Annotated in this window: 30 protein-coding genes and 1 riboswitch; of the genes, 18 read left to right on the top strand and 12 right to left on the bottom strand. The window is 62.3% G+C overall.

Annotated features, from left to right (window positions below):
• Positions 1-57: 57 nt before the first annotated feature.
• A complete protein-coding gene (locus ACIPV6_RS07800) occupies positions 58-1,776 on the top strand; it encodes an ABC transporter family substrate-binding protein (RefSeq protein ID WP_400270328.1) in 1,719 nt (572 codons plus the stop codon).
• Positions 1,777-2,051: 275 nt separating this feature from the next.
• Positions 2,052-3,101: a Gfo/Idh/MocA family oxidoreductase gene (locus ACIPV6_RS07795; protein ID WP_400270327.1), complete on the top strand. Its 1,050-nt coding sequence runs from the start codon at positions 2,052-2,054 to the stop codon at positions 3,099-3,101.
• On the opposite strand, the gene ACIPV6_RS07790 is transcribed toward ACIPV6_RS07795, so the two are convergent.
• Together ACIPV6_RS07790 and ACIPV6_RS07785 are read right to left on the bottom strand one after the other, a co-directional pair.
• Positions 3,098-3,571: a hypothetical protein gene (locus ACIPV6_RS07790; RefSeq protein WP_400270326.1), complete on the bottom strand. Its 474-nt coding sequence runs from the start codon at positions 3,569-3,571 to the stop codon at positions 3,098-3,100. The two genes, ACIPV6_RS07795 and ACIPV6_RS07790, sit on opposite strands and share 4 nt — an antisense overlap.
• A gap of 20 nt (positions 3,572-3,591) precedes the next feature.
• A complete protein-coding gene (locus tag ACIPV6_RS07785; protein ID WP_400270325.1) occupies positions 3,592-4,779 on the bottom strand; it encodes a WXG100 family type VII secretion target in 1,188 nt (395 codons plus the stop codon).
• 274 nt (positions 4,780-5,053) lie between these two features.
• Here ACIPV6_RS07785 and ACIPV6_RS07780 point away from each other — a divergent pair, with 274 nt between their 5' ends.
• The 3 genes from ACIPV6_RS07780 (at position 5,054) to ACIPV6_RS07770 (ending at position 7,300) form a co-directional block, all read left to right on the top strand.
• Positions 5,054-5,746, top strand: coding sequence for a hypothetical protein (locus ACIPV6_RS07780; protein ID WP_400270324.1), 693 nt, complete (start codon positions 5,054-5,056; stop codon positions 5,744-5,746).
• A gap of 136 nt (positions 5,747-5,882) precedes the next feature.
• Positions 5,883-6,440 carry an RNA polymerase sigma factor gene (locus tag ACIPV6_RS07775; protein ID WP_400270323.1) on the top strand — a complete coding sequence of 186 codons (558 nt, stop codon included), beginning with the start codon at positions 5,883-5,885 and terminating at the stop codon, positions 6,438-6,440.
• The gene (locus tag ACIPV6_RS07770) at positions 6,437-7,300 is read left to right on the top strand and encodes a hypothetical protein (protein WP_400270322.1); all 864 of its coding nucleotides are present in this window, start codon (positions 6,437-6,439) and stop codon (positions 7,298-7,300) included. The genes ACIPV6_RS07775 and ACIPV6_RS07770 overlap by 4 nt, the downstream gene beginning before the upstream one ends.
• A 753-nt stretch (positions 7,301-8,053) precedes the next feature.
• Here the strand turns inward: ACIPV6_RS07770 and ACIPV6_RS07765 are convergent.
• Complete coding sequence (locus ACIPV6_RS07765; protein WP_400270321.1) at positions 8,054-8,401, bottom strand: hypothetical protein; 348 nt, start codon at positions 8,399-8,401, stop codon at positions 8,054-8,056.
• A gap of 174 nt (positions 8,402-8,575) precedes the next feature.
• Here ACIPV6_RS07765 and ACIPV6_RS07760 point away from each other — a divergent pair, with 174 nt between their 5' ends.
• The 7 genes from ACIPV6_RS07760 (at position 8,576) to ACIPV6_RS07730 (ending at position 13,256) form a co-directional block, all read left to right on the top strand.
• Positions 8,576-8,923, top strand: coding sequence for a hypothetical protein (locus tag ACIPV6_RS07760; protein WP_400270320.1), 348 nt, complete (start codon positions 8,576-8,578; stop codon positions 8,921-8,923).
• 62 nt (positions 8,924-8,985) lie between these two features.
• Complete coding sequence (locus ACIPV6_RS07755; RefSeq protein WP_400270319.1) at positions 8,986-9,522, top strand: RNA 2'-phosphotransferase; 537 nt, start codon at positions 8,986-8,988, stop codon at positions 9,520-9,522.
• 232 nt (positions 9,523-9,754) lie between these two features.
• A complete protein-coding gene (locus tag ACIPV6_RS07750) occupies positions 9,755-10,234 on the top strand; it encodes a hypothetical protein (RefSeq protein ID WP_400270318.1) in 480 nt (159 codons plus the stop codon).
• A 695-nt stretch (positions 10,235-10,929) separates the two neighbouring features.
• The gene (locus ACIPV6_RS07745; RefSeq protein WP_400270317.1) at positions 10,930-11,535 is read left to right on the top strand and encodes a T6SS immunity protein Tdi1 domain-containing protein; all 606 of its coding nucleotides are present in this window, start codon (positions 10,930-10,932) and stop codon (positions 11,533-11,535) included.
• 101 nt (positions 11,536-11,636) lie between these two features.
• Positions 11,637-12,140 carry a GNAT family N-acetyltransferase gene (locus ACIPV6_RS07740; protein ID WP_400270316.1) on the top strand — a complete coding sequence of 168 codons (504 nt, stop codon included), beginning with the start codon at positions 11,637-11,639 and terminating at the stop codon, positions 12,138-12,140.
• A gap of 115 nt (positions 12,141-12,255) precedes the next feature.
• Entirely contained in the window at positions 12,256-12,723 is a 468-nt protein-coding gene (locus ACIPV6_RS07735; protein ID WP_400270315.1) for a GNAT family N-acetyltransferase, read from the top strand.
• A 50-nt stretch (positions 12,724-12,773) separates the two neighbouring features.
• Positions 12,774-13,256, top strand: coding sequence for a hypothetical protein (locus ACIPV6_RS07730; RefSeq protein ID WP_400270314.1), 483 nt, complete (start codon positions 12,774-12,776; stop codon positions 13,254-13,256).
• A 23-nt stretch (positions 13,257-13,279) separates the two neighbouring features.
• Here the strand turns inward: ACIPV6_RS07730 and ACIPV6_RS07725 are convergent, their stop codons facing one another.
• Positions 13,280-13,984 carry a hypothetical protein gene (locus ACIPV6_RS07725; RefSeq protein ID WP_400270313.1) on the bottom strand — a complete coding sequence of 235 codons (705 nt, stop codon included), beginning with the start codon at positions 13,982-13,984 and terminating at the stop codon, positions 13,280-13,282.
• 467 nt (positions 13,985-14,451) lie between these two features.
• Between ACIPV6_RS07725 and ACIPV6_RS07720 the strand changes: the two genes are divergently transcribed.
• Both ACIPV6_RS07720 and ACIPV6_RS07715 read left to right on the top strand, forming a co-directional pair.
• Positions 14,452-14,721, top strand: a complete 270-nt coding sequence (locus tag ACIPV6_RS07720) for a hypothetical protein (RefSeq protein ID WP_400270312.1) — start codon at positions 14,452-14,454, stop codon at positions 14,719-14,721.
• A 34-nt stretch (positions 14,722-14,755) separates the two neighbouring features.
• Positions 14,756-15,286, top strand: a complete 531-nt coding sequence (locus ACIPV6_RS07715) for a hypothetical protein (protein ID WP_400270311.1) — start codon at positions 14,756-14,758, stop codon at positions 15,284-15,286.
• Between the two features lie 162 nt (positions 15,287-15,448).
• Here the strand turns inward: ACIPV6_RS07715 and ald are convergent, their stop codons facing one another.
• On the bottom strand, positions 15,449-16,567 hold the full coding sequence (ald, locus tag ACIPV6_RS07710; protein ID WP_397324579.1) for an alanine dehydrogenase: 1,119 nt from the start codon (positions 16,565-16,567) through the stop codon (positions 15,449-15,451).
• Between the two features lie 210 nt (positions 16,568-16,777).
• Between ald and ACIPV6_RS07705 the strand changes: the two genes are divergently transcribed.
• Both ACIPV6_RS07705 and ACIPV6_RS07700 read left to right on the top strand, forming a co-directional pair.
• A complete protein-coding gene (locus ACIPV6_RS07705; protein WP_397324581.1) occupies positions 16,778-17,992 on the top strand; it encodes a PucR family transcriptional regulator in 1,215 nt (404 codons plus the stop codon).
• A 157-nt stretch (positions 17,993-18,149) separates the two neighbouring features.
• Positions 18,150-19,070 carry an AEC family transporter gene (locus tag ACIPV6_RS07700; RefSeq protein WP_400270310.1) on the top strand — a complete coding sequence of 307 codons (921 nt, stop codon included), beginning with the start codon at positions 18,150-18,152 and terminating at the stop codon, positions 19,068-19,070.
• Between the two features lie 194 nt (positions 19,071-19,264).
• Here ACIPV6_RS07700 and ACIPV6_RS07695 read toward each other — a convergent pair whose 3' ends face one another.
• Positions 19,265-20,794, bottom strand: a complete 1,530-nt coding sequence (locus ACIPV6_RS07695) for a hypothetical protein (RefSeq protein ID WP_400270309.1) — start codon at positions 20,792-20,794, stop codon at positions 19,265-19,267.
• Between the two features lie 3 nt (positions 20,795-20,797).
• Positions 20,798-20,947, bottom strand: a riboswitch (cyclic di-AMP (ydaO/yuaA leader).
• Positions 20,948-21,076: 129 nt separating this feature from the next.
• Positions 21,077-21,310 carry a hypothetical protein gene (locus ACIPV6_RS07690; protein ID WP_400270308.1) on the bottom strand — a complete coding sequence of 78 codons (234 nt, stop codon included), beginning with the start codon at positions 21,308-21,310 and terminating at the stop codon, positions 21,077-21,079.
• Between the two features lie 47 nt (positions 21,311-21,357).
• Here ACIPV6_RS07690 and ACIPV6_RS07685 point away from each other — a divergent pair, with 47 nt between their 5' ends.
• On the top strand, positions 21,358-22,419 hold the full coding sequence (locus ACIPV6_RS07685; RefSeq protein ID WP_400270307.1) for an ATP-dependent DNA ligase: 1,062 nt from the start codon (positions 21,358-21,360) through the stop codon (positions 22,417-22,419).
• Positions 22,420-22,494: 75 nt separating this feature from the next.
• Here ACIPV6_RS07685 and ACIPV6_RS07680 read toward each other — a convergent pair whose 3' ends face one another.
• Entirely contained in the window at positions 22,495-22,737 is a 243-nt protein-coding gene (locus tag ACIPV6_RS07680; RefSeq protein WP_400270306.1) for a DUF6480 family protein, read from the bottom strand.
• Between the two features lie 362 nt (positions 22,738-23,099).
• Here ACIPV6_RS07680 and ACIPV6_RS07675 point away from each other — a divergent pair, with 362 nt between their 5' ends.
• Positions 23,100-23,753: a hypothetical protein gene (locus ACIPV6_RS07675; RefSeq protein ID WP_400270305.1), complete on the top strand. Its 654-nt coding sequence runs from the start codon at positions 23,100-23,102 to the stop codon at positions 23,751-23,753.
• Positions 23,754-23,765: 12 nt separating this feature from the next.
• Here the strand turns inward: ACIPV6_RS07675 and ACIPV6_RS07670 are convergent, their stop codons facing one another.
• The 4 genes from ACIPV6_RS07670 to ACIPV6_RS07655 form a co-directional block, all read right to left on the bottom strand.
• Complete coding sequence (locus ACIPV6_RS07670) at positions 23,766-24,410, bottom strand: maleylpyruvate isomerase family mycothiol-dependent enzyme (RefSeq protein WP_400270304.1); 645 nt, start codon at positions 24,408-24,410, stop codon at positions 23,766-23,768.
• A gap of 67 nt (positions 24,411-24,477) precedes the next feature.
• Positions 24,478-24,729, bottom strand: a complete 252-nt coding sequence (locus ACIPV6_RS07665) for a hypothetical protein (RefSeq protein WP_400270303.1) — start codon at positions 24,727-24,729, stop codon at positions 24,478-24,480.
• Positions 24,730-24,821: 92 nt separating this feature from the next.
• The gene (locus ACIPV6_RS07660; protein WP_400270302.1) at positions 24,822-25,241 is read right to left on the bottom strand and encodes a helix-turn-helix domain-containing protein; all 420 of its coding nucleotides are present in this window, start codon (positions 25,239-25,241) and stop codon (positions 24,822-24,824) included.
• A 36-nt stretch (positions 25,242-25,277) separates the two neighbouring features.
• Positions 25,278-25,556 carry an HPr family phosphocarrier protein gene (locus tag ACIPV6_RS07655; RefSeq protein ID WP_397324594.1) on the bottom strand — a complete coding sequence of 93 codons (279 nt, stop codon included), beginning with the start codon at positions 25,554-25,556 and terminating at the stop codon, positions 25,278-25,280.
• Positions 25,557-25,558 lie beyond the last annotated feature (2 nt).

Genomic DNA, 25,558 nt, shown 5'->3' with positions numbered 1-25,558 from the left:
TCATTTGAACCCTGTATTCAACTCGCAATCCAAGTCGTAAAACATGAAGGGCAAACCATGAAGAAGTACACGACGATCGGCGGCGTGGCACTCGCAGCAGCGCTGATGCTGACCGCCTGCGGCGGGGGAACGCCGTCGGGTCCGGCCTCCCAGAAGGCCGAAGAAGCGGGCGGTGACATCAGCAAGCTGATCAGCGTCAACGCCAAGGAAACCAAGGACCTGGACCAGGGTGGCACCGTTACGCTTCCTTTGAGTAACATCGGTCCGTCCTTCAATACCTTCTCGAACACCGGAAACAGTGCAGACAATCAAGCTCTGCACCGTCCCATCGACCAAGCGGGCACGTGGGGTTGCTGGAATATCGATTACGATGGAAGCGCGACGCCCAACAAGGACTTCTGCGAGGACGTCAAGAGCGAAGTCAAGGACGGCAAGCAGACCATCACCATCAAGGTGAACGACAAGGCTACGTGGAACGACGGAACGCCGATCGACGTCAAGACTTTCGAAAACACCTGGAAGATGCTCCGGGGTGAGGACAAGTCCATCGACATCGTCACCGCAGGCGGCTATGAGTTTGTGGAGTCGGTGAAAGCCGGGGCCAACGACAAGGAAGTTGTTGTCACCACTACCCAGCCTGTGTACCCACTTGATGCACTTTTCACTGGATTCGTTCACCCGGCAGTTAACACCCCGGAAGTATTCAACAACGGCTTTGTTGGCAACATGCATCCCGAATGGATGGCTGGTCCCTTCAAACTCGACAAGTACGATACCGCGGCAAAGACAGTGAGCCTGGTGCCGAATGACAAATGGTGGGGACAGAAGCCGGTTCTCGACAAGGTCGTCTTCCGTCAGTTGGAGCCGAGCGCTCAGATTGCGGCATTCAAGAACGGCGAGATTGATGGAATTTCTGCGAACAGCATTTCGGTTTACAGTCAGCTCGAAAACACGCCCAATGTCGACATCAGGCGAGGTCAAAGACTCTTTACCGGCGGTTTGAACCTCAACGCACTGGCCGAACCACTGACAGACACGGCTGTCCGCAAGGCAATCTTCACAGCCGTTGACCGTCCGGCTCTTCGCAACGTCCGCTTCGGTGGCTTGAAGTGGGATGAACCAAACCCCGGCTCCATGATGGTGATGGGATTCTCCAAGTATTACCAGGACAATTACCCCGTGAAGGACACCGGCGCAGAGGCTGCCAAGAAGGTCCTGACCGATGCCGGCTACACCGCCAACGATAAGGGCGTCATGACCAAGGACGGCGTCCCGGTCGCCTTCAAGATCACCAACTTCGGTGACGACCCCACGGTTGGGGCTACGGTACAAACGCTGCAGAATCAACTCCAGGCAGCGGGTATGGATGTTGGAATCGATCAGCGAGGACTCGCGGATTTCCAAAAAGTCGTTGGCAACCGTGAATTCGCTGTAACGATCTCTGGCTTCTCGCTAACAAACGGTGATGCGACCGACGGCGTGAAGCAGTTCTACGATTCCACGCAGAACCAGAACAAGCTTGGCGATGCTGAACTCGATGCCGAGATAAAGCGCCTCGCGACGATCGCCGACGACTCCGAGCGCAACAAGGCAGCCATGGAGGTGGAGAAGAAGCACATGGAGAAGTACTTCTCCATGGGTCCTGTCTTCAATGGACCTCAGATCTCGTTCGTGCACCAAGGCCTGGCCAACTATGGCCCGGCGCTGTTCAAGAGCAACATTCAGGTTCCCGACTGGACCACCATCGGCTGGGAAAAGGGCAAGAAGAAGGGCTAACCCTTCCGAAGCTCGACCGGTAGAAGGCCGGGATCTTCCGCACCAGCGGATGGTCCCGGCCTTCCCCTTTCCAACCCTCTCTCACCGAACACCCCCATAGGCCGGATGCTCCATCACCGAACACCCCGTAAAACTAATCCCTCCATCACCGAACGCCCCCATAGGCCGGATGCTCTCTCACCGAACGCCCCCATAGGCCGGATGCTCTATCACCCGATGAGAGAGCATCGCCCGGAAAGGGCGGTTTGGTGAGAGAGGATCGGTAGCCTTGGGGCATGACTTCCTCGCCGATCCGTACCGCCGTTGCGGGCTTTGGCCTGTCCGGCAGTGTTTTCCACGCACCTTTCATCGCGGCCAACCCGGCCTACGAGCTCAGCGTCATCGCCACGTCGGACCCGGAGCGCCAGGCAAAGGCCCGCCAGCGGTATCCGCAGGCAAGGATCGTCAACACCCCGGAGGACATCCTGGACCTCGCGGATAAATTGGACCTCATGGTGCTCGGCACGCCGCCCGCAACCCATTTCCCGCTCGCGAAAGCTGCGCTGGAAGCCGGCCTCGACGTCGTCGTCGATAAACCGTTCGTTGTGCACAGCGCGCAAGGTGAGGAACTCATCCAGCTCGCCGCCAAAGAGGGCCGCGTCCTCACCGTTTACCAAAACCGCCGCTGGGATGGCGACTCCCTCACTGTCCGAAAGCTGCTCGACGCCGGGACGCTGGGTACGGTGACCCGGTTCGAGTCCGGCATGGAGCGCTGGGCGCCGTCGATCGCCAAAGCCTGGAAAGCCGGGGCCACGGTGGAGGAGGGCGGGGGAGTGCTGTTCGACCTCGGCTCACACGTCCTGGACCTGGCGCTCCGGTTCTTCGGGCCGGCGAAAGTCACGTATGCCGAGATCACGGCCAGGCGTGCCCAGGAACGTGCCGATGACGACATCTTCATTGCCCTCCGCCACGATTCCGGCGTGGTGAGCCACCTGACCCTCAACCTCAACAGCCACCTGCACGGTCCACGATTCCGCGTTCTCGGCACCGAGGGCGCGTACGCGAAGTTCGGGACAGATCCGCAGGAGCCGTTCCTCCTGGGCGGCGGGCTGCCCACGGACCCTGGGTACGGCGTCGAACGTCCCGAGGAGTACGGCACCCTCGAGGTCAGCGGCCAGCGGACCACCGTGCCCACCGAGCGCGGGGCCTACCCGGAGTTCTACCGCCTGCTTGCGGAAAAGATCGACGACGGCGGCACAGCCTCCGCGCTTCCGGTACCTGTGGATCCGGCCGGGTCGGTGGACGTCCTCAAGCTCATCGAGGAGGCACGGAGGATAGCGGTCTAGACGATGTGGGCGCTGGCAACCACGGCGTAGATGGCCTTGATGTCGTCGCTGCCCTCCACGAAACGGCAACTGCCGGTCAACTGGACCACGTCAGCAGCCACGCCTTGCTGAACCACAGTCACGGCGGTGAACTGGGTCAGCGATCCCGCGTCCGGATGCGTGTAGCGGGCTTCCCGCACATGCCAGTCCCGTCCGTTGATGACCACTGGTTCGGTGCCAAGCAGGACGGCGTCCGGGAGTGACGAGAGAAAACCGTCCACCGAGGCGGCGATGTCACGCAACTGGTAGTCGGGAGCCCGGCGGGACACGGAGATGACGATGTTGGGCGTGTACTCCCCGGGTGTTTCCGGGGCAAGGAGCGCGCCGACGGCGTCGGGAACCACCTGTGTACGCCATCCTTCGGGCGGATCGACGCTGATGGAGGGGTAAGCGGGGAAGTCAGCGGACGGGAAGATCTGGTGCGATGGCATGGAAAACCTTTCGTGGAACGCTACTTGTTCAGGAAATCGACGAAGCCGCCGATGGACTCCACAAAGCCAGAGGGGCTGATACGGATCTCCGCACCCGCGCCAAGGCCGAGTTCCGCGGTGATCTTGGCTCCGATGCCTAGAGTCAGGCCGTCCTCGTCGATGCCGGCGGTCACGGAATACCCTCCTCCGCCACCAGCGGCCACGGTTTCCGAGGTAGTGATGCGCTGACCGAGGAACTCGACATACTGCCCTTGCGTGTACTCCAAGCCAGCGCCGGCGCTGGCGGCACCGGCCGTAACACCGCCGTCCTTGCTTGTCAGTTCTGCTTCTCCTGCGCTGGCCCAAGCACCAGCGCGGGCTTCGATGCTCTGTCCGAAGGAGAAGAGTCCGCCGGCAACCTCTCCCTCAGTCGTCTCTGTGAACTTGTCCCCTGCAAAGACTCCACCGCTCGGAATCATAGAGAAGGGATTGCCGCCAACGGCTTGAATCCCCGCTTCCGCCCCAGTCATGATGCGCACCGTAGATGTCGAGGTGAACCAGTCATCGAAGAAACTGCTCTTGGTGGTGGTGATGCTCTCGGCACCCACGAATGCTTGGCCACTTGCCTGGAAGGTAAGAGGATCGAACGGATTGAATACGAAAGGGACACGACCGCTGACGCTGACATCCCCGCGGCCCCCAACGAAGTTTTCGTTCGTCGTGGTGGACTGAATCGGTCCCAAGTCCGTCTTGCCCGTCACAACGACCCTCGTACCCACCGAGCCTTCAGCTGAGGCTCCGGCCTCTATGCCATTCGGCCCAACGGAGACGTGTGCCTCGCTCTCCCCAACAACCCCGCTGGAGATCCCGACATCGAGATGCACGGGACCGTAGGTTCCCAGGTCCACCTTGAAATCGCGAGTGTCGGAGTAACTGCTGCTTATGACGAAGGCATCGCCGCGCGAGGCCAGTTCCTGCTGGTTGGCGTTAAGCCGCAGGGCTTTTGCGCTGGCTTTTAGACAGTCAGCCGCGGCGCCGAGCCGCCGGGCAAGGTCGCTGTTCCACAGGCTGCGGAAACGGTCGGCGTCGTTGCCGCGCCAATAATGGCCGTCCTGGACCAGGGAGGTTAGCTGGCGCTGGAGGTTTGTGATCTTCTCTGCGTCGGCATCCATCAATTGCGAAAGTCGTCGGAGATCGCCAACGTCGGCGCCGATCAAACCATTTCCCACAGCCGCATCTCCCGCTTCTCGAATATTTGCAAGTCCGGTCTCGGATGACGTCAAGGCCGGGTGTGCCCTGAGCCTAGCCACTGCCACTGCCCGGCCGCGATGGGCAGATCTCCCCTGACGGCGGGTGGTGCGAAAAAGAAATCTGCGGGAGTGCGTAACCTCGCCGGGGTCCATAGCGATGTAGGGGGTGTGCGGGCCACGTCCCGCACGCTGATCATCCGGCCGCGGCCCCTTCCGCTGCCGGGGCAATCTCCCCAACTTTTCGGAGGGTTTCATGTCCTTGTTCTCTGTCCTCGCCACCAGCAAAGTCGCCGCCGGCGTCCTGGCCGCTGGAGCCGTAGCCGTCGGTGGAACCGGTGTTGCCGCCGCCACTGGTGCGCTTCCGACCGATATCCAGCAGACCGCCCACAACCTGGTGGGTGCTCCTGCCCCTGTCGCCGACAAGGCAGTTGCCCAGGCCACGGACGCAACTGACGCCGCGGCAAGCAAGGCAACTGACGCCGTCGAGACCGCAAAGGCCAAGGCTGAAGACGCGAAGGACGCCGGCCAGGCCAAGGCTGAAGACGCCGTTGCCAAGGCACAATCCGCAGCCGGTGAGGCCATCCAGGCGACTCCCGAAGCATTCGGCCTGTGCACTGCCTTCCTCAACGGCGGCCTGCAGTCGGATTCCAAGGTTCCCGGCTACCAGTCCCTGGTTGTTGCCGCGGGCGGCGAAGCCAAGGTTGACGCGCACTGTGCAGCGGTGGTTGACGCGGGCAAGGCTGCCGGCCTGAAGGCTGACGTCAACGCCAACGCTTCGGCAAACGCAGGTGGGGCCGCGGATGCCCAGCTCCCGGCGGTTCCGGCTGTGCCAGCCGTCCCGGCGACGCCTGACGTTCCGGCTGTTCCTGCCACTCCCGCTGTGCCAGCGCAGGTTCCCACCCACGTGCCGGCAGCCCCCGGCGCAGCGCTCGATTCTGTCCGCTAAGCACCTGGCGGCTACGGTTTAAGGGCGGGGGCTCCTCGGTTTGTACCAGGAGCCCTCGCTACGAAACGGATGGCAGCGTCGACGGTTCACGGGCCCCGGGACGTCGCTGCGCTGCGCTGGATGGAGGCATCCGCGGGTGCTGAACCCTTTGGTTGACGAGAATGTGCAGGCGGATCAGGACGATCCCGCCCTGCTCTTCACGGCTGCCTACAATGCTTTCTCCGGGCCGGTCTTCGGCTACCTCCGCGCACGTGGCGTGGATGATCCCGAAGCTGTGACTCAGGACGTCTTCCTGGCCCTTTACCCCAAGCTCGCCACCCTGCACGGAGGGCTGCAGGGGGCCAAGACACTCTTGTTTTCCATCGCCCACGCGCGGATGGTGGACCACTACCGGAAACGGGAACGCACCCCGGAGCCCACTCCGTATGAGGCGGACCTGGACAGCCGGAGCGCCCCTTCCGCCGAGGACCAGGCTGTTGGCGCCCTGGGGGTCACCGAACTCATGGAAGACCTGGCCGACGATTACCGCGAGGTCCTGGCCCTGCGCGTGGTCGCGGACCTCTCCGTGGAAGAAACAGCGGACATCATGGGCAAATCCCAAGGTGCCGTCAAACAGCTGCAACGCAGGGCACTGAATGCTCTGCGAAAGAAGGCTTTGGGGAAGCGCGCTTTGCAAAGGAATGGCACATCATGAGCGAACACAACCCGCGGCGCCAGGCGGAATCCGCCGTCGATCGTCTGCTGGCCGACTCCGGGTTCCCGCACGGCAGCGATGTCCGCGATGAACTCCTGGAGCTCCGCTCGCTCGCAACCACCTCGCCCCTGCCCTCGGATGCCGTGCGTGCCCTGATGGTTGGCGGCGCACCCACCGCCAGGCTCACGACGGCGGAAGGCCCCTCCGCGGTGAAAGAGCTGCCGACGGCGGTACTCACCACGGTCGGCTCCACGCCTGGGCTGCCCGCCGACGAAACGCCTGCCAGCGCCGCAGCACCAAGCACCGCTGAAGCACCCACCACTGCACTGCAAGTGAAAGACGAACTGGCCGCCCGCCGTCGTAAGCGCCGCGCTGCCATCGCGGGACTTGCGGTGGCTGTCGCGCTGGGCGGTGGAGCAACCGCGGCCGCGGCCCAAGAAGGCGGCATCCCGGCAACCATCCAGCATCTCGGGGCGGCTGTAGGCTCAGTGGTTTCGCAGTTCACGCCGGCCCCGGCTCCCGTGCAAAAGCATCCGGCAGTGCCGCCAACCTCTGGAGTCCAGCCGGCACCGGCTGCCCCTCAATCGACGGAGGGCGCCGTCCCCACGGAGCAGGGCAAACCAGGCAAGTCTGGATCAACGCCCTCGGAGACGGGCAAGGTCCCTGCCGATGATATGTCGCGGCCGCCGAAGGAACCGGAGAACGCAGGCAAGGTGCCACTGCCTGCGCCTCCTGTCACACCACCGTCCCTTGGGGAGCCGTCGCTTCCCCCGAGCCTGGGGCCGTCCACCCTTCCGGAGACGCTGCCGTCGCACCTGATCCCGGAGGTCCCCAAAGCGCCGGGTGGCCCTGCGAAATGATGATTCGCGCCGGGTGCTTTGAGGTCTGCGCGAGTGTGTAGCGTTTGAGGTACCTTCACCGGGCACTTTTGCGGGCGGGGTATACGGGAATTCTGGTTCCGCGGAATTCTGTGCACTTTCATGAACGAGATAGAGCGTCAACGGTGGCCGGTAACGGACCGGCTTACGGGAACAAGGCACGGCCAAGTCATTCAAAGGAACCGCTACTACTCCGAGAGGTCCTCTCCTTCGGCTTCATATTGGTGCGCTAGGGTCTTCGCTCGCGGCGTTAGTCGCAGCCAGAAGCCTTCACGCATCGGTCGCCACTCCAGAGCGTCGAGTGTCATCTCTGACCGAATAACCCATGTTTCCGACGGAGCCTCCCAATCCTCAAAGCCCGTCTCCCCAAGCTCTCCAGGCGTGAGGAGCCCCTCCGAATAAACAGAATGAAGGACGTCCAGGACCATCTGCTTGGTACTTGGGGTTATTGTGCCTTTAGTGCCCCACCACACGACATCGTGCAGTGAAACCCAGGCGGCTAGACCTGATACGAGTAACTTACGGATGACTTCGTCTTTGCTTACCACGGCACACCTTTCGTCAGATGGGAGTCTGGTCTGATCCCGTTGCAGGGAAGATATCGATCGATAGCCACTTGTCTTGGAATTAGGACTTTCACAGGAGCCTGGCGCCATCGTGCAATGGAAAGTCCTGCCGACTATCCCGTCCGGTCAGAGATGGTCCAGCCTCGTAGTCAGGACCGATTGGCTGCCGCTATGTACGCAAAAGCGTGTCGTGTACCGCCACGTGCTCGCCGACCTGAACGGTCAATAGACCGCTCAGGCCCTCCGAACGGGACCACACCCGGAACTCTAGGCGTCCAACCTCGTTGCGCACGGAGATCTTCGACGCGGTCTCTCGTTCAAGAACCAGGCGCACTTCGTCACCGTAGAGCCAGCGGATGCTCGCTGATCCAGCGATCTCGTCCCAGGTAAGCGTCACGGTGCTTCCGTCATTCGCCCACGCGATCAGAGAGACCACCCCAGGCTGATCAGACGGCTCGACCCCAATCCCGACATCACTCAGGTCTTCAAGCCTTGGAACTTCCAGCTGGGCGCTCATAATCACATGCTGCCATAACAGCCCGCCACAATGGTCGGGGCCAGCTGCACGTTGAAGGATGGGCTTACGGGCGGTGTTGATTTGGTGGATGTACGCCCCACCTGTGGCTGAAGCTGTCGGATGCCCACGGGGTAGTGTTTGTGCAGGCCGATGTCGCTTCCCCCCGGAGGACCAATGAATGAGCTGCTTTTCACAGCTGAAGAACTACCGGAGGGATTCTCCTATCCTCGCGGGCTCCTTCGGCTGGTGGAATTGAAACTTTTCGAACTGGAGCCGTGGTGGATACTGACAGGCGATCATCTGCGTGCCCTTCAAAAGGGGATGCGCGATCGGTACCCAACTCGGCATTTAGTGCTCTTCGCAAAACGTCAAGACAATGATGACTGCGTCTGCTTCGACATGGATACGGGCAAAGTGTCCTTGGTACACGACTGGGCGTCGCCGGGGTGGGAAGCCAGGGGCGAATTCCAAGACTTCAACAAGTGGCTGCACGCCGCGGTTGATGACCTGATCGAGTTTTAGCGAGCTGTACCTATATGGATCCCAGAGACGAGATCAGAGCCCGTGCGATTGGTCTTACGAGGTTGAGCAAAGCGGTATCGCAGGCGCTTCGACACGAGCCGTGGCTGTTCGAACTTGAACTAGACGAGCACGGCTGGACCTCCGCAGAGAACTTACTGGAGGCGCTTCGCAAGGAAGTTCCGGAGTGGTCTGACCTAACTCTGGCTGACCTGCAGATGATGATCGATTCTGCGGCAAAACCGCGGCACGAGATACAAGGGGACCGGATTCGTGCTTTCTACGGGCACAGCACGCCGGGCGCAATTGCCTTGGCTGCGGCTACCCCTCCAGCCGAACTTTTTCATGGCACGTCACCTGAAAGTATCGGGGCGATCTTCAGTGGTGGCCTCCAGCCGATGAGCAGACAGTATGTTCACATGTCGGCAGACGCCGAAACCGCAGTGCGAGTCGGAAGCCGTAAAAGTAAGCATCCAGTGATTCTGACCATCGATACGATCGCCGCTCTAGCTTCCGACATCGCTTTCTACCGCGGAAGCGGTTCGGTGTGGCTTGCCAAAGACGTTCCTGCTGAGTTCATCCGCCTTGATCGGGCTGACTGAGTAAACTCCCTACCCAAGTTCAGGACTGTCTATCAACCGAGCATGACAGCTGCGCCACGTTTCTTCCGGGCTTCCTTAGCTGCTCAACCATTGTCCGGTAAAGGATCCTTTACAGGACGTTCCAGTTCAAAGAAGTAAGCGGTCTATGACTTGCCCTAGTTCACTGTGTCCGGTGAAGGATCGGCTTCCGCGCGCTGGAACTCAGCCGAAACACGTGCCGTAGAATCGCGGCGTGAACGAGAAGCGAGCCTTGCCATTGCGGCCAGCAATTGAGTTGGAGCACCCGGGAGCGCTCTCCGCATCGCGCGAAGCTTTGCTTGCCCGCTGGTACTCCCTCCCGGATAAGGGAACCGCACTTCGACTCGCATTCCTCGAGTGGTGGTCTTGTGTTGAACCCAGCTTTCTGACTGGGTTACCCGACTACGACGACAGCGCCTCTCTCTTCCCCGAGCTAGCTGCCTTCCTAACATCACCTTCTGAGATCGACAGCACGGTCAGATTCGTCCTGGGTTGGATGTCGAAGTCGTTCCCCTGGTGTTGCGGTTGCGGTCCTACGCCGTGGGAGGCTGTCGGGGAAAAGCTGTGGTCAGAGTTCTTGGCAAGCGGCGATGTGGACATGTCGGAGTTCTCGGACGATAGCACGTACGGCGTCTACTTCACCCACATTTACACCTCCACTCAGCAGAAGCGGTCGCCTGACACTGGTGACTAAGGCCGCCCGTAGAAGGATCTCCAAAGGGACGCTGGCCGTCCGTTGGATATCCACCGACCAGGTTGAAGCACTCGGAGCTGCGCAGCTCGGGGAAAGTATTTGACTCGGTGCCGTTATGATCCAGTAATGACCTGCTAAAGGACGGATATGAGTTTATTCAGACGCGTGACCGCAGGGTTGGTGGTCGTGGCTTCGCTCACGGCCTGCACTCCTGAGCAGCCGCTCCCTGCCCCTACAGCAGCCGAGATCGATGGAACATGGGTCAATAGTGAAACTCGCCTTACCCTGATGCAGGACAAAACCTTCACGCTCGAAAACGCTCCTGGCTATCTGGATCCCTTGGGGGACGCAGACTGGAAATCTGGCCCTTCCGGTTCCTACACCTCAACAGGGACATGGGATTTAGGTTCAGGAATGCTGTGGTTGAGCGGCTCGAGAGTGACAAGGCCGCTCTATCTCGGCCAGACGTCCTCCGAGCGAGTGCTTGAGTTCGGAATCGATCTCGCGGGCGACGCCAGGTGCTTTCAGCTAGTGCGCGAGGGATCAAAGACTGTTCCGCTTGGTCCAAAGGACTGTATTGCCTAGCCGAATGAGGAAACAGGTGTCCGCTAAGGGACCGCTTAGGTGCAGTGGCCCAACCGCAGGGTGGCCCCGGGGTTGGGCCGTTCACTGATTCTATGAGGCATGATGTTGCCATGCTTGAGATCTTCGGTGAGAGATTCAACGTCACGGATGGAATCCCCGGGTCTCCTGAGAGCGTGGGGAACAACGTCGCCTACTTATTCGGCCGCTATGGCGGCTGCACGTTCAATGGCGGCCTATACCGGGTGCATTCGACAGAATCATTTCGCAAAGCATCGACGATGGTGGCTGAGGCTTACCCGGAGTTCGGCTTTCCACTCATCCCTTTCGGCTTCGATTGGTTGGGCCGTCAGTTTGTCCTTGACCTGCGAAGTGGCCACGTGGATCCCGAAATACTTCTTCTGGAACCGGGAACGGGTGAGGCGTTAGAGATCCCAAGGAAGTTCTCGACCTATCACGACGACGAGTTGGTCCGGGATCCGGAACCGAGCCTATGTGTGAGCTTCTTCAATGAATGGAAGTCTGAGAACCCCGCAGACTTGGCTTTCGACCAGTGTGTCGGCTACAAAGTCCCTTTATTCCTGGGCGGCCAAGACTACGTCCACAACCTTGAGGTCAACGACATTGAAGTTTACTGGTCACTGATGGGCGAGCTCCGTCTCGCTACGATGACCCTCGCTCCTGGCACGCCGATAAGCAGGATCGAAATCGGTGATTAACGCTTCAGCACGGCTCCGGTATGCCGGTAGAAATTGCAGAAATGCGTTCGGTTAGGGGATCAGCTTGCGGGCTTAGCTTCCATTGGAAATAGAGTCATTGCATGCCAACCCCACAACCGACAGATCGATTGCAATTCCGTGAGATGACGGATGCGGACCTCGACAACATGGCCGCGTTGCTCGGAGATCCCGAGGTGATGCGCTTCTACCCCGCACCCAAGTCTCGGGAAGAAGCAGCAAGCTGGATCCAATGGAATCGTGAGAACTACGCGGAGCACGGGTACGGCCTATGGATCGTCGAAACGCATAACGGCGAGTTCATAGGCGACTGCGGCCTGACCTGGCAGCAGGTGAACGGCGCACAGAAGCTTGAGGTCGGGTACCACGTGTGCTCCGACCTGCACGGCCAAGGGTTTGCGACAGAAGCAGCCGTTGCTTGTCGCGACTACGCCCGACAAAATCTTGCAACCACGGAACTGATAGCCATCATCCATCCGGATAACCGCGCTTCAGAGCGGGTGGCTGAAAAAATTGGAATGCACCGCATCGCTGATGATCGAGGCGGGAATATCCCCGCCCGAACAGTTCTGAGTATGCAGCTGTAGATGGTCCGAGGCCGCCCGCTGGAGGATCCCCTAACGGACGCTGGAGTATCCGCAGAGCCACTGGCTCGCGGGCGGGAACGGCGGAGCGGCTCAGCTCTCCGGGTACGCTGTGCCTATGCAGGTTCGTGAAGCCACCATGGATGACCTGGGACATGTGAATGCGGTCTGTGATGCCAGTGGCCGAACTCGTTGGACCAGCGAGATGATCGCTCCAAGGAGCGACCGCGTCGTTCTGGTGGCTGTCACACAGGATGGAGTAGTCGGCGTGGCCAAGACGCATCTCCACCCAGATCCCGAAGGCAACGCCCCAGCGGGCCACTATCTCGGTGGCGTGGAAGTCGCTCCGGGTTTCCGCCGGCGAGGTATCGGTTCTGCACTAACCCGAGCGAGATTGAAATGGATCTGGTCCCGGGATTCCATTGCGTACTACTTCACGAACGAACACAACACGGCATCCATCAGGATGCATGAGGCTCTCAACTTCCGGCCCGTCGCCCGCTTCTCGGAGATTCGCGGAGTGACCGCAGACGGCGGTCAGTCAGAGCTCATCCTATTCGAGGCGTCCCGGTGGGAATGGACTTGAGGGACGGCCTTCGCCCCGGCAACAGGCCGATCGATGACTAGGGTGAGCCTATGAACATCATTTCCGCCCCATCAGACCTTGTCATTGCGAATAGCGACGGAATTGACGTACGTTTCGCGGGTATCAACCTGGATATGGCACCCGGATACGTAGGAGAAAGGGCAGGCGAACAGAGTGTCCACCTGCACCTAAACGGTATCCGCGGCACCGAAACCCAACTTCGAGATAGCCAGTTCTTAAGAGACCTTCAGGATTGGTCTGAACGAGACAAAGATCTCGAAGTTGTTGGTCAGGAAGAATATCCTCCCCAGATGCCGAGCATCGCTGTCTTCGATCAGATTGGCATCGAACTCACTGACGATGTCGGTACCGAGTACCTTCGTGTGGGCGGCAAGATGGCAGGTAGCGGAACAGAGTGGGATGCACTCTGGATTTACACTCCCGCACCCCCGCCCAATGCCCGAACACTGCAAGTCGAGTTCGATGTAGACGGTCAAACCACTGGAAAGCACTGCATCCTAAGCCTCGATTGAAAACCGTCCGGTAGGGGATCCTCCTACGGACGTCGGACTTTGTTTCCGCGGGTCGTGAAATGGATCTGGATGTGCCCGAGCTCAGCGCGCGGAAGGACTGCCGTCACGACGCCGCCGGTTGCCAGCTGGGCTCCGATGCCGTACACGAACGGGTCCGTGTCGACCTCTGCACCAGGCACGCTGATGCCGTTAACGACGGTCCTGACGTGGCTGTTGACCATCCGGCTGGTTATCGGGGGTGGGTGATGGTCCCAAGGGTCGCTTCCCGGCCAGAGCTCTTGTCGGTACTGGTTCATGAGGATGTGATTGATGTGATCAGCCAGAAGGCGTTGAACCGATGAGTGCTCGGATGGAGCGCGGTGCCAGGTGGTTCGCACTGCGTCCCATAGTTGCGGGTAGCGCAGTCGCTCCACCTGCTCGATCAGCCACGGGGGGCGCGGCCAAGGCGGAACTTCCTCAATCGATCTCCTCGACTTCTCGTCGAGGTCTGCGAGGTTTACCGGATCTTCGTGATTATCCGGGTTTCGCCATAGCGTGTAAGTGATGCTAGCGGTCACTTCGCTGTATCCATGCTCATCCCAGCCGTTGGTCACACCCACGGAGTCCGTGTCCTCCAACGAAGGTTGGGGCGTAAGCCCCATCACCGGAATGGGCATAAGTTTCAGGTTCTCGGCCCATTTGGCACGGGGATCCGGGGCGTCCTCAGGAAGAATGCCTGCCGCTCTCATGCCTCGACTGTGAAGCAAGGGAGGGAACCTGTAAACAGGACTGAGTTTCAGGTCTCAAATGTGTCCCGGTGAGGGATTGGCGTACGGGGCGCCGTTTGAGTCGGTCACTAGCGCCCCGCCTTTGAGCCTCTCTTCCTACTTTGTTGATCGGTCATCCACATCAGTCCTGCAGACACTTCGGGAGCGGGATTCCGAGGCGCTCCAGAAGCCGGACGACCGTGTCCTCTACGGAAATGACGCCTGGTTCTTCGGCCGCTTCAGAGGCCATGAATGTCCTCAGTTCTTCCGGGGAGCCAGCAGTATCGACTTCGCAGGAAGCCTAAATGTAACCAGCCGGAGGGTCCCTCATCGGAACGGTACGTGCAACTGCGATTACTGGCCGGTCGATTGGGGTGCCCGAGGATTCGACCAGCGCTGACAATCCCTTTTGAATCTCTTGCGGGTGCAACGGAGCTAGACTGCCGATCATGTTGTTGGAAACGGGTGAGACCCGGTTCGTCAGGGACTCGAAGTCATCGGTGCTGCGGCTCGGACAGGAAGAGAAACCGAACGGACAAGGGGTTGGGCGACGTCTGCTGTGGCAGGGTGCTGAACCCGCGTTTGAGCTCTCGTGGTGGTGCGGAACCTGCCCGCTGCTGTTCAAGCGCCTGGAAGGGGCAACGGAGACATTATCTCTTCCGGAAATGCAGAAGACCCTGAACTCCGGTATCGACAAAAATCGAGAGCGGCGTCCTTGACGCCTTCGCCGCGATTCTGCCGGAGGGTTCCTACGTGCCACTGCTCCTGCGGGTGCAGCCCGATTTGGTGTATCCAGGCCGCGAAGGGGATTACTTTAGCGAGGAACAGGTAGATACCTGGGGAATTTCAGGTTTTTGGGGCCTCCCCGAGTATCCGCAAACCCCGTACTACCGGACATGGCAAGCCCCGGTGAATGCTTCGGCACACGCATTCGAATTCGTCGTTCCGATGGTGCCCCCTAACTGGAACGAATCCGGTCGGGTGGAAGAGTACGCACAAGAACTCTTGAACTCGTCTACCCCGACTGCAGTGGCCGTGTCGATCCTTGATGTTTGTGCGCCGGCCGTCGACAACGGAACGGACTACTACGGCCATTGGGGCATCACGCATTTCTTGCTCGATGGCCATCACAAAATGCAGGCCGCAGCGGAAGCCCACCGTCCCTTGCAGTTGCTTTCTTTGCTTTCCATCGATGGCAGCCTGGCTAATGAGGAGGAAGTACTGCGGCTAATTCAGCTCCGAGCCCGACCCCATGCAGCGAGGGCTGCCCGCGGGACTCGCTGAACATTGCTGTGGTCGTTCCACCACCCGCCAGGAATCTTCACGTGTCTGCCGGCGCCAACCACCAGAACCCTGACGCCCTTCGCGACCAGCGGACGTGGGACCGTTCGGGCGGCGTGCGGCTTCGATGGAAGCCGTACCCCGCCGTCGTACTCGCCTGAAAGGCTAGGCGGAGACCAGGCTGTGCCAGTCCTCAACGAGGGGCAGGTTGTGCGCCTCGGAGACGGAGTGGTGTGCCACGTGGCCTGCGGCGATGTTGAGGCCGGCAGCGAGTGCGGGGTCGCGGTCGAAGGCGGCCTTGACGCCCAGGTTTGCCAGGGCGACGGCGTAGCGCAGGGTGACGTTGGTCAGTGCGTACGTGGAGGTGTTCGGAACGGCGCCGGGCATGTTGGCAACGCAGTAGAAGATCGAGTTGTGGACCTTGTACGTCGGTTCCTGGTGGGTGGTGGGGTGCGTGTCCTCGAAGCAGCCGCCCTGGTCCACGGCGATGTCCACCAGCACCGAGCCCGGCTTCATCCGGGACACGAGTTCGTTGGTGACCAGCTTGGGAGCCTTGGCGCCCGGGATCAGGACGGAGCCGATCACGAGATCTGCGTCGACAACTGACTTCTCGATCTCGTAGGCGTTGGAGGCGACGGTCTTCAGGCGGCCCTGGTAGAGGGCGTCGAGTTCGCGCAGCCGGTTGATGTTGATGTCCATGATGGTGACATCAGCACCGAGGCCCAGCGCCATGGCAGCGGCGTTGGTTCCCGCAACGCCGGCGCCGAGGACAACAACCTTGGCCGGGCGGACGCCCGGTACGCCGCCCAGGAGGATGCCCTTGCCGCCAGCCGGGGCCATGAGGGAGGACGCGCCCACCACGACGGACAGGCGGCCTGCGACCTCGGACATCGGGGCTAGCAGGGGGAGGGTGCGGCCTTCCTGCACGGTTTCGTAGGCGATGGCCGTGACGCCGGAGTTGATGAGCTCAGCGGTGAGCTCGGGTTCGGCGGCGAGGTGCAGGTAGGTGAAGAGGATCAGGCCCTTGCGGAAGCGGTGGTACTCGGCCTTGATGGGTTCCTTGACCTTCATGACCATGTCTGCGCGGCCCCAAACGTCGTCAGCGTCGGCAACGATTTCGGCTCCGGCGATCGAGTATTCCTCGTCGGTGATGCCGGATCCGAGGCCTGCGCCGCGCTCCACTAGGACGGTGTGCCCGTGGGTGCGGAACTCGTGCACGCCGGCGGCCGTGATGGCTACGCGGAACTCGTTGTTCTTGATTTCCTTGGGGACGCCAATGATCATGTGGGGCTCCATCGTCAGCGGCCTCTTAAGGCCGGATTTGTTGCTGTGGGCTGTGATTCCAGAATAGATCCGGCTGTGAGGCAGGCGACATGGACGCTGCTGAAGTGCGCTGGCAGAAACCGCGGAAATTCAAGGTTTTCTGGATTTCAGGCTCGACATTTGTCGAGCACTCAAGCGTCAAGTGTCGCCTGGTGTTGGTACGCTTTCCGGATGCAGCAAGACGTGGAGCAAATCGTTGAACGCGTGGCATTGAAGCTGGGACGCGGACTCTCGCTTGAAGACCTCGACGGCGTCCTCCTCGCCTACAGTTCCAACCAGTCGCACGCCGACCGCGTCCGCGTAAATTTCCTGCTCAGCAAGAAGGTGCCAAGCGACGTCAGCGCGTGGCAGCTCTCCCACGGAATTGCGACGGCGGTGCGTCCCGTTGTGGTGCCGGCGAACGACGAGCTCGGCATGCTGGGCCGGGTGTGCGTCCCCTTGCTGGTCCGCGGTTTCCGCGTGGGCTACTTATGGGTCCAGCAGGACCTTGAGGAGCAAAGCGCGACGGCGATACTCGCCGAACTGCCAGGGGTCCGTGACGAGTTGGACTTGCTGGCAGGGCTCCTGCTCGACTCGAACACGGCCGAGTCGGAATTCCGGAGGCGCCGGGAACAGGAGTTCCTGGCGGCCTGCGGCGGAGAATCCAACGCAGTGGCCGCCGTTGCCGGGTGGAAGGAAATCCAAGGCCGCGGCCCCTGGCAGGTAGTGACCATACTGGACGCCGACGGTGCCGGGTCCGCCGTCGACCCTCTCGCGGCCACGCTGACGCACCGTTCCGCCGCGTTGCAGTCGACCATCGGCGTTGATGCGGCCCTGTTCAGTGCCGGGACCGAGACCCATTCCGTGGTGCTGTTCCGCGAATCCGGCGGCCGTGCCGATCACGCCCAAGTCCTGGTGCACTACCAGTTGGAACTGGCCAAGCGCGCCGGGCGGAAAGTGGATCGCGTGATCCTGGGCATCAGCGAGCCGATCCAGGTGATCCGGCAACTCGCAGGTGCTTACCGCCAATCGAAGGTGGCCGCCCAGGCTGCTGCTGTTGATCTTCCACTCGGCGAGCTCGTGGACAGCAAGTCCGTGGGGGTCTACCAATTGTTCGACCGGCTGCAGGCACCTGGCGGCTGGGACGACGCCGGATCCGTGCACTTCCGCGCCCTCGAGGACCACGACCGCAACGGCGAACTGCTTCCCGTCCTCGAGTTGCTGTACGACAACGACGGCTCGGTCCAGGACGTCGCCGCAAAACTCCACCTGCACCGCAGCAGCATCTACAACCGGCTTGGCAAGATCCGCCAACTCATCGGAGCGGATCCGCTGGGCGGTGCCATCCGGCTGGAGCTGCATGCAGCGTTGAAAGCGCGGCGCTGGGCCGGGCGGCCCCGGATCTGACCCCCGCCGGCTGAGCCGCGCCCCGGGCAGCCGAGCAGCACGCCGCGCATCTGAGCCGCACGCCGTGCCCCAAGCCGCGCACCAGAACCAAATGGACAGCCGGGCTGCCGTCCGCCTACTCTGAGAAAACGGTTTCTCACTTCTCGGAAGGATCAGTGTGGGCGGCGTTGTTTCCGGAATCCTCATCATTTCTGCGGTCATCGCCGTGGGATACGTGGCAGTGCGATTGAAGGTGCTGTCGCCCGACGTCCAAGGCGCCTTGACCAAGACGGCCTTCTACATCACCAACCCGGCGTTGCTGTACACGGTGGTGGCCGGCAGCGATATCCGTGCCGCGCTGGGTATCGATGCCCCGCTCGCGCTGCTCTCCGCGGTGATCGTGGGGCTTCTCTATTGCTTGCTGAGTTTCCTGTTCTTTCGCCGCTCCGTCGCGGAAACGGCGGTCGGTGCCATGGCCAGCAGCTACGCCAATGCAAATAACATAGGCATCCCGGTTTCCCTCTATGCCGTAGGGACGGCCCAGCACGTCGCCCCGGTCCTCCTGGTGCAACTGCTGGTCCTGGCGCCCTTCTATGTGACCATCCTTGGCCTGGCGGGTGGCGAAAAGATCCACTGGAAGCGCGTCATCCTCCAACCCCTGGGCAACCCCATGATCATTGCATCCGGTCTTGGCGTTGCAATGGCCCTGACCGGTTGGCGCGCGCCGGAGTTGGTGCAGAAGCCCGTGGACATGCTGGCGGGGGCTGCCGTGCCCATGGTTCTTTTGGCCTTCGGCATGTCCTTGGCAGGGAAGGCGCCGCTGCAGCAGGGGGACGGGAGGGTGGAGACCTTGGTGGCCACGCTTCTCAAAGTGGCAGGCATGCCCGTGGTGGCGTGGGTTCTGGCGCGGTTTGTTTTTGGATTGGACGGCAACCACTTGCTGGCAAGCGTCATTATGGCCGCCCTGCCTACTGGGCAGAACGTGTTCCTCTTTGCTTCTCCCTATGGCCGCGGCACGGTTGTGGCCCGGGATGTGATTCTGTGCACCACCGTGCTCTGCGTTGCGGCGCTTCTGGTCGTCGCCTGGTTATTGGGGTGACTTGGCGGCGGCAATGCGAATGAGGCAGCCACCCGCGCGGGTGACTGCCTCATTTTCTTGCTCTGGATCCTACGACCGCCGCAAGCGCTGGCAACTCCAGCGGCCCATCCGGCGGCGGAAGGACGCCGTCCGGCTGCTGCTGCAGTACCGGCCGTGCCAGCCGATGTGCGTGGTTGTCCGAGGCATGCGCGTGCTCATTTCAGCGCCTCCTTGGCAAGGTCCAGCAAGCCGTCCACACTCAGGGTGGGCTCACTGGTCGTCGGGGCGCTGCTTGCTTTTGGGTCGTTGCTGGGCCTCGGCTTGGACGTCTGGGTGGGTGTAGGCGTCGGCGTCGGTGTGACTGTGGGTGTCGGAGTAGTGGTGGGGGTCGGCGTCGGTGCCGTGATGGTGTCCGACGGCGGCGCTGCAGGCTGGCTCGGGACCGGGGAAGTTACTCCGGGCACCGGGGCAACGGCCGAAGGAGTCGTGGACGGGACCCACTTGGGTGCTGCCAGCGAAACCTGCGGAGCAGCTGCCGACGACGCCGGTGCGGCAGCAGGTGCCTCGGCTGCGGGTGGTGCCGCGTCGGCTGAGGGCTGGCCCGCGTCGGTCGTGGCTGCGGACGTAGACGAAGCCGTGGTGTACGACGGCGTCGGGCCGGGGGATGCGGTGCCCGTTGCCCGCCCGTCGGCGTCCTTGGAAGAGCCGCTGGCTTGCTGCGATTGGTTGTCCTGGCCGAACAGCGGGAGATCCAAGGCCTGACTGACCGTACCCACCGTCAGGACCAAGCCCAGCGCTCCAGCCACGACGGCCATGCGCTGGCCCATCGTTTTCACGGAAGCGGCCTTGGTCAGGACCGAGTGCGGTTCCCGGGTGAAGGACGACGCCCCAAACGAACCGAAGGCCGATTTGCTTGCGGTGGTCGACTTGCCAGTGGCGGCCGACGTGGCCGGGCTCGCTGACGTGGCCGTACCGGGAAAAGTGGCGGCCCTGCGCGGCTGTGAACCGTCAGCTGCCTTGGCCGCTCTGGCCTGCTGGCTTGCCAAGCCCGCGGAGGCCGTTGCGGCAGCGGCAATCTGTGCAGGCGTCTTCGGCTGGGCACTGGACTCAGGATGGGCTTCGGATGCGCCGATCGCCGGGGCGGCGACTGTCGGAATGAATGCGGTGGCTGGTTCAGGCTCGGACGGCTTCATCACCGGAATAGCGGCCGTCGCGGGAGCGGCTTCGGCTTCGGAGGTGGGCCCGGCGGGCTGTACCACCGGAATAGCCGCCGTCGCGGGAGCAGCTTCGGCTTCAGAAGCGGGCTCGGCGGGCTGTACCACCGGGATGGCGGCCGTCGCCGGAGCGGCCTCTGCCTCAGAAGCAGGCTCGGCTGGCTGCACCACGGGGATCGCGGACGTCGGCGGCCCGGGCGTCGTCGACGCAATCCGAGGGGCATCGTCCGCCGTCGTGCTGGGCACGTGGTCTGAGGCAGGAGCAGCAACATCGTCCGAAGCCGAAGCTTCCGGCGCGATGACAGCCTGGGCGGCTGCCTCGCGCTCGGCCGCGCGGCGCTCCGCGCGCGTCATGGGCGCAGGAGCGGTGGGCGCAGGAGCGGTGGGATTGGCAGCAGCGGCGGATGCCGCCGTCGTGCTTTCAACGCTGGTGGGGGACTGTCCGCTGGGTTGGGCCCGACGGCGTCCGGTTGGCTTGGTGCGCTCGGTGGCCTCCTGGGCACGGCGCGGCTGATCCATGGTTGGGGACATGGGTGATTGCCTCTCAACGCCTGCGAGGTTAGCTGTCGGGTTCGGACGAGGCCGTCCGGCCGCACGTGGCGGCTTCACCCCAAGGGCCTGCGGAATGCAGGCCCGGGAACTCTGGGTCCCCCGTCTCTGCCGCGGATCTGGCGGATTCCGGGATGCGGCAGAGCTCGGCGTCAGCCCGGAAGCGGCCCAGCGGAGATCGGGGTCGCCCTTCGACCGTACAGGAGCAGGGAAGTAAAGTCACATTAATGTAACGGACGGAACGTCCAAGGATTCGAGGTGACCTTATCGCCTACCCTTCGGTGCTGGCGCCCTAGCCGGCAATTCATGCTGGACCTTTTGTACCTGGTGCGCAAGGTGGGTTTCGGGGCGGTAGATCTCGTCCACGATGCCGAGGACGCCCGCCAAGGCTGCGCGTTTCACCGGACGCTTACTGCTCCGGCGCCGGGTCCAGATCCAAAGGAGCGCCACGAGGGCGGGACCGCAGAGTACGGCAGCCAGCACGGCCAACAAATCCATGGGTCAACACTAGCTTTGGGCATGTACTGGCCGGTAGACATGATCCTATGGACCTGCCTGTGATGCCGCCCGTTTCGCCCATGCTCGCCAAGTCCGTGCCCGACATCCCGGATGTGGGGCACTACGAACCTAAATGGGACGGCTTCCGGACCATCGTGTTCAAGGACGGAGACGAGATCGTCCTCGGCAGCCGCAACGAGAAGCCCATGACCCGCTACTTCCCCGAACTCGTGGACGCGCTCCAAAAGAACCTCCCGGAGAAATGCGTAGTCGACGGTGAGATCATCCTCATTTCCGGCAACCGTTTGGACTTCGAGGGGCTCCAGCAGCGAATCCACCCGGCCGACAGCCGCGTCCGGATGCTCGCAGAGAAGACACCGTCCTCGCTGGTGGCGTTCGACCTGCTCGCCCTGGGGGATGAGGACCTGACAGGACGGCCCTTCGCCGAACGCAGGGCTGCGCTGGAGAAGGCGCTCGCCGACGCCGAACCGCCCGTGTACATCACGCCTGCGGTCACCGACCTTGACCGCGCCAAGGAATGGTTCGTGCAACTGGAGGGAGCCGGGCTCGACGGCGTGCTGTCCAAGCCGCTGGACGGCACCTATCAGCCGAACAAGCGGGTGATGTTCAAGACGAAGCATGAACGGACGGCTGACTGCGTGGTGGCAGGATTCCGTTGGCACAAAACAGCCAAGGTTGTGGGGTCCATGTTGCTGGGGCTCTATGACGACTCAGGCCACCTGCACCATGTGGGTGTCGTGGCGTCGTTCCCCATGGCCAAGCGGGAAGCCTTGGTAGCCGAGTTGGAGCCATACCAGGTGGAATTCGCCGAGCATCCGTGGGGTGAATGGGCCAACCAGGAGTCCGCCGGGGGATCCAGGATGCCCGGTGGCCAAAGCCGGTGGAGTGCCGGGAAGGACTTTTCCTTTGTGCCGTTGCGCCCGGAACTCGTGATCGAGGTGGCATACGACTACATGGAGGGCGATCGCTTCAGGCACACCACCCAGTTCCGTCGGTGGCGGCCGGACCGGACTCCGGACAGTTGCACCTACTCGCAGCTGGAGGAACCGGCCGACTACGATCTGGGCGAGATCCTGCGGCTGAAATAGCGCCCAATCGCCGCCAAGCCGCTATCTCGATGTTGCCCATAACGGAGCAGCGGCCTGGCGATTGATGTGGAGCGGTTACTCCTCGTGGCCTTGGTCGCCGCTCATGCTGCCTTCACCGGGAGGGGTTTCTCCCGGAGGCACTCCGCCGCCCGGCTCCAGTCCGGTGATGTTGCCGTCTTCCGGATCCGGATTCGAGGAGGCTGCGGGGTCTTGGTCTTCGTCCTGCCGCATGTCCGGATCCTCGTGGATGCTGTCCGGCTCTGCGGCGCCGGAAACGCCGAACGTTTGGGGGTCGTCCTCGGGGTCATAGCTCGTCATGGCCAAACCTCTTCCTCAGTAACCTTATGATTTGCACTGCCCTGCCAGCCTAGCCTCGGGCCCCGCGTCCAACAAGGGCAGCCCGGCGCCACGCCGTTCCTCGCGCTCAAAGTCTTTCCCGTTCAGTGAGAGGCCTGTGGAAAAGATGGTTTTTGCAGAGTTCTGTTTCGGCCCCTTACCTAGAATGGGCGTACAAAAAACCCCGGCCGCATCATGGCTCATGTCCAGAGAGGCGGGTCCGGGGACTTCATCTGCAGTCTAGCAAGGAGCGCCGAATACTGACCAATGCCCAAACTTGGTCCAACGGCGCCCACAGCCGCGCCCTCGACGAGGCCATCACCCCAGTCCGCATGGCAACGTACATGGCCGCTGCCTCGTACGATCACTCGCTGGCGAGACAGCTCTATATTTGGGATCGTGACGTTTCGGCAGCCCTTTTGGCCGACATCGCAATCGTGGAAGTGGCCGTGAGGAACGCTATGGCCAAGCAACTGGAGATTGCCTACGGGCGTTTCTGGTACACGGCAGACATTGGGCTGGATGGGCCGAGCCGGAACAAGCTGGCCGAGGCCTGGTCGAAATTGCCGCAGGGACGGCGCACCTCCGGCCACCTCATTGCAGGCTTGATGTTCGGCTTCTGGAAGGGACTTTTGGAACCGGGGGGATATGTAGGGCGGGAACCACAGCGATTTCGGGCGTCGCATGAGCTTCTTTGGAATAGCTGCCTCAACAGGGCATTTCGAGGTGGAAGATCGGCGGCTACGGCTGACGGCGTGAAATTCACAAGGACCTGGACATTGGGAGTCGTCACCATCGTCCATGCCGCACGAAACAGGGCTGCCCATCATGAGCCTTTTGTGGCTGGCTTTCCGCTCCCCGGTCAGCAGCATCGGCTCACCGTGCAGCAGGCCCACGAGGCTTGCCTGAAGCTGGCTCGGATGTTGGACCGGAACCTCGCCGGATGGCTCGAATCAACCACTCGAGTTCCTGGAATTCTCGCCACCCGTCCAGGTTAGGGTCGCCGCGCCCTACCCCCGCGCCAGCTGCAGGAAAACGTCCGCGCCCGGGCCTGTTAGTTCATGGCCTGCAATGGCCCGCCCGGAGACGGCGAGGAGCAGTGAGATGGCGGGTCCCTGCACTTCCGGGCCCTCGCCGCGCGCGTACCCGGTATCCGTCGCAACGAGGCGCCATCCTGCTGCGACCTCCTTGCCGCCGCCCATCCTGGTGGTGGTCTTCAGTTGGTAGTCCAATGCCGTGGCCACGTGTTCAGGAGGATAGCTGTGGCTGATCGCCAGCGGGCGGCGGATGTCCTCGCCGTGCACGAACGCTTCCACCAGCCGGGTGGCCAGAGAAGCTGGCGGTCCGGAGGTCCTGGCGGCAACGGCATGGAAGGACTTCAGGGTATGGCGTGGATCGGACGCCCGTTCCCGCTCTACTCCCACGGCGTTGTCCTGGTCGAAGTCGAAACGGGCGGCGATCATCCGTCGGGCGAACCCCAGGCGAGTGGTCTTGGCTGAGTCGATCAAGTGGGCCAGCACATCATGGACGCTCCAGCCGGGACATAAGGATTCAGCGTTCCAGAGTGGACCGTGCAGTGCTTCCAGGTCCTTGATGAGGGCGCGTCGTTCCTCATGCACCACCGGCCAAACCACAGAGCGGGACCTCGAAGACATATGGCTATTCAAACAGCAAGCGCCGGCTTTTTCCCCTGTTTGGAGGCCTTCCCTTGGCCGCCGCGGGTCAGTCGCGCGTGGCGTCGTCCGATTCGGCGGCGTCTCCCGCGGGGCGCGAAGCGTCAGGCGCGCTGCCGGCGTTGGCTGCCTCCCGGCGTCGGGCAATCCGTGATTCGGTCCACATGGCCACCGCCACGAATACGACGCAGGCGAACATGAAGGTGGCTACGAAGTTCAATCCCATAGCGGACCCCAAGGGTGCGGCAAGTGCCATTGCGGCCATCCCGGCCACGATATGCCACCCTTTGAAATTGCCCACCAAACAAGCGTAACCCCGGTGTTTACGGGTGCTGGCCCGTTGGCTTGGATCGTTGCTTGATCCTTATCACTCCGACATCTGCCGGACGCATTTCAGCTGGCGTCGGCGTCGGTCCCCGTGCCGCCTCCAGCCGCGGATTCTTCCTGTTTCCGCTTCTGGGACTCCAGCCACGCGATGATCGACGCCTGCCGGATCCGGCGGTGGGTTCCCCGGTATTCCACAGGGATCTCGCCGCGGTCGGTCATGTTGCGGAGATAGGTATGCGAAATGCCCGCGAGCTCGGCGGCCTGCGAGGTGGTTAGCATTTCTTCCACGCTGCTGACAGTCACCGCTTCGCCACGGCCCAGCCGGGCCAGAAGGTCTACGACGGCGTCCCTCGCCTGGTCCGGCAGGCGGTGGACCGTGCCGTCGACGAACACCGTGATGTCGTTGCTGTCCTGGAGCGATCGTGCCAGGTTCCGGGCGTCGTCGGCGGGCAGGCCTGCCGTGACGCGGGGAGCTATCAATGCCATGGCAGAAGCCTAGCGCGGGCGGGTTCCCGGCAACGATCAGACCGCGTCCAGGTCCGTCTCCAGCAGCTTTACCAGTGCGTCCAGTGCCTCATCCGCTCCTTCGCCCTCGGCCCGCAGCACAACAACGTCCCCTTTCGCGGCTCCGAGCGTCATGAGCGAGAGGATGCTTGCGGCGTCGAGCGCTTCATCCGCCGGCTCGCCCTGCATGGCGATGGTGACATCCACCGACTGTTCGCCGGCGGCCTCGGCGAAAAGCGCCGCGGGGCGGGCGTGCAGTCCGGACTTGCTGGCAATGGTGGCAGTGCGTTCGGGCATGG

The organism is Paenarthrobacter sp. NPDC089988 (assembly GCF_044748465.1).
Taxonomy (GTDB): Bacteria; Actinomycetota; Actinomycetes; order Actinomycetales; family Micrococcaceae; genus Arthrobacter.
Note: the sequence above shows the minus strand (reverse complement) of the source record. Positions and strands in the feature narration are given on the sequence as shown.

Bases quoted from the DNA above. Each gene is read 5' to 3' on its own strand.
- ACIPV6_RS07760 (WP_400270320.1), top strand. From the start codon at position 8,576: ATGAATGAGCTGCTTTTCACAGCTGAAGAACTACCGGAGGGATTCTCC.
- ACIPV6_RS07685 (WP_400270307.1), top strand. From the start codon at position 21,358: ATGGACCTGCCTGTGATGCCGCCCGTTTCGCCCATGCTCGCCAAGTCC.
- ACIPV6_RS07705 (WP_397324581.1), top strand. From the start codon at position 16,778: ATGCAGCAAGACGTGGAGCAAATCGTTGAACGCGTGGCATTGAAGCTG.
- ACIPV6_RS07720 (WP_400270312.1), top strand. From the start codon at position 14,452: ATGTTGTTGGAAACGGGTGAGACCCGGTTCGTCAGGGACTCGAAGTCA.
- ACIPV6_RS07800 (WP_400270328.1), top strand. From the start codon at position 58: ATGAAGAAGTACACGACGATCGGCGGCGTGGCACTCGCAGCAGCGCTG.
- ACIPV6_RS07695 (WP_400270309.1), bottom strand. From the start codon at position 20,794: ATGTCCCCAACCATGGATCAGCCGCGCCGTGCCCAGGAGGCCACCGAG.
- ACIPV6_RS07670 (WP_400270304.1), bottom strand. From the start codon at position 24,410: ATGTCTTCGAGGTCCCGCTCTGTGGTTTGGCCGGTGGTGCATGAGGAA.
- ACIPV6_RS07780 (WP_400270324.1), top strand. From the start codon at position 5,054: ATGTCCTTGTTCTCTGTCCTCGCCACCAGCAAAGTCGCCGCCGGCGTC.
- ACIPV6_RS07680 (WP_400270306.1), bottom strand. From the start codon at position 22,737: ATGACGAGCTATGACCCCGAGGACGACCCCCAAACGTTCGGCGTTTCC.
- ACIPV6_RS07740 (WP_400270316.1), top strand. From the start codon at position 11,637: ATGCCAACCCCACAACCGACAGATCGATTGCAATTCCGTGAGATGACG.
- ACIPV6_RS07690 (WP_400270308.1), bottom strand. From the start codon at position 21,310: ATGGATTTGTTGGCCGTGCTGGCTGCCGTACTCTGCGGTCCCGCCCTC.
- ACIPV6_RS07730 (WP_400270314.1), top strand. From the start codon at position 12,774: ATGAACATCATTTCCGCCCCATCAGACCTTGTCATTGCGAATAGCGAC.
- ACIPV6_RS07725 (WP_400270313.1), bottom strand. From the start codon at position 13,984: ATGAGAGCGGCAGGCATTCTTCCTGAGGACGCCCCGGATCCCCGTGCC.
- ACIPV6_RS07745 (WP_400270317.1), top strand. From the start codon at position 10,930: ATGCTTGAGATCTTCGGTGAGAGATTCAACGTCACGGATGGAATCCCC.
- ACIPV6_RS07655 (WP_397324594.1), bottom strand. From the start codon at position 25,556: ATGCCCGAACGCACTGCCACCATTGCCAGCAAGTCCGGACTGCACGCC.
- ACIPV6_RS07675 (WP_400270305.1), top strand. From the start codon at position 23,100: ATGGCCGCTGCCTCGTACGATCACTCGCTGGCGAGACAGCTCTATATT.
- ACIPV6_RS07735 (WP_400270315.1), top strand. From the start codon at position 12,256: ATGCAGGTTCGTGAAGCCACCATGGATGACCTGGGACATGTGAATGCG.
- ACIPV6_RS07795 (WP_400270327.1), top strand. From the start codon at position 2,052: ATGACTTCCTCGCCGATCCGTACCGCCGTTGCGGGCTTTGGCCTGTCC.
- ACIPV6_RS07790 (WP_400270326.1), bottom strand. From the start codon at position 3,571: ATGCCATCGCACCAGATCTTCCCGTCCGCTGACTTCCCCGCTTACCCC.
- ACIPV6_RS07660 (WP_400270302.1), bottom strand. From the start codon at position 25,241: ATGGCATTGATAGCTCCCCGCGTCACGGCAGGCCTGCCCGCCGACGAC.
- ald (WP_397324579.1), bottom strand. From the start codon at position 16,567: ATGATCATTGGCGTCCCCAAGGAAATCAAGAACAACGAGTTCCGCGTA.
- ACIPV6_RS07770 (WP_400270322.1), top strand. From the start codon at position 6,437: ATGAGCGAACACAACCCGCGGCGCCAGGCGGAATCCGCCGTCGATCGT.
- ACIPV6_RS07765 (WP_400270321.1), bottom strand. From the start codon at position 8,401: ATGAGCGCCCAGCTGGAAGTTCCAAGGCTTGAAGACCTGAGTGATGTC.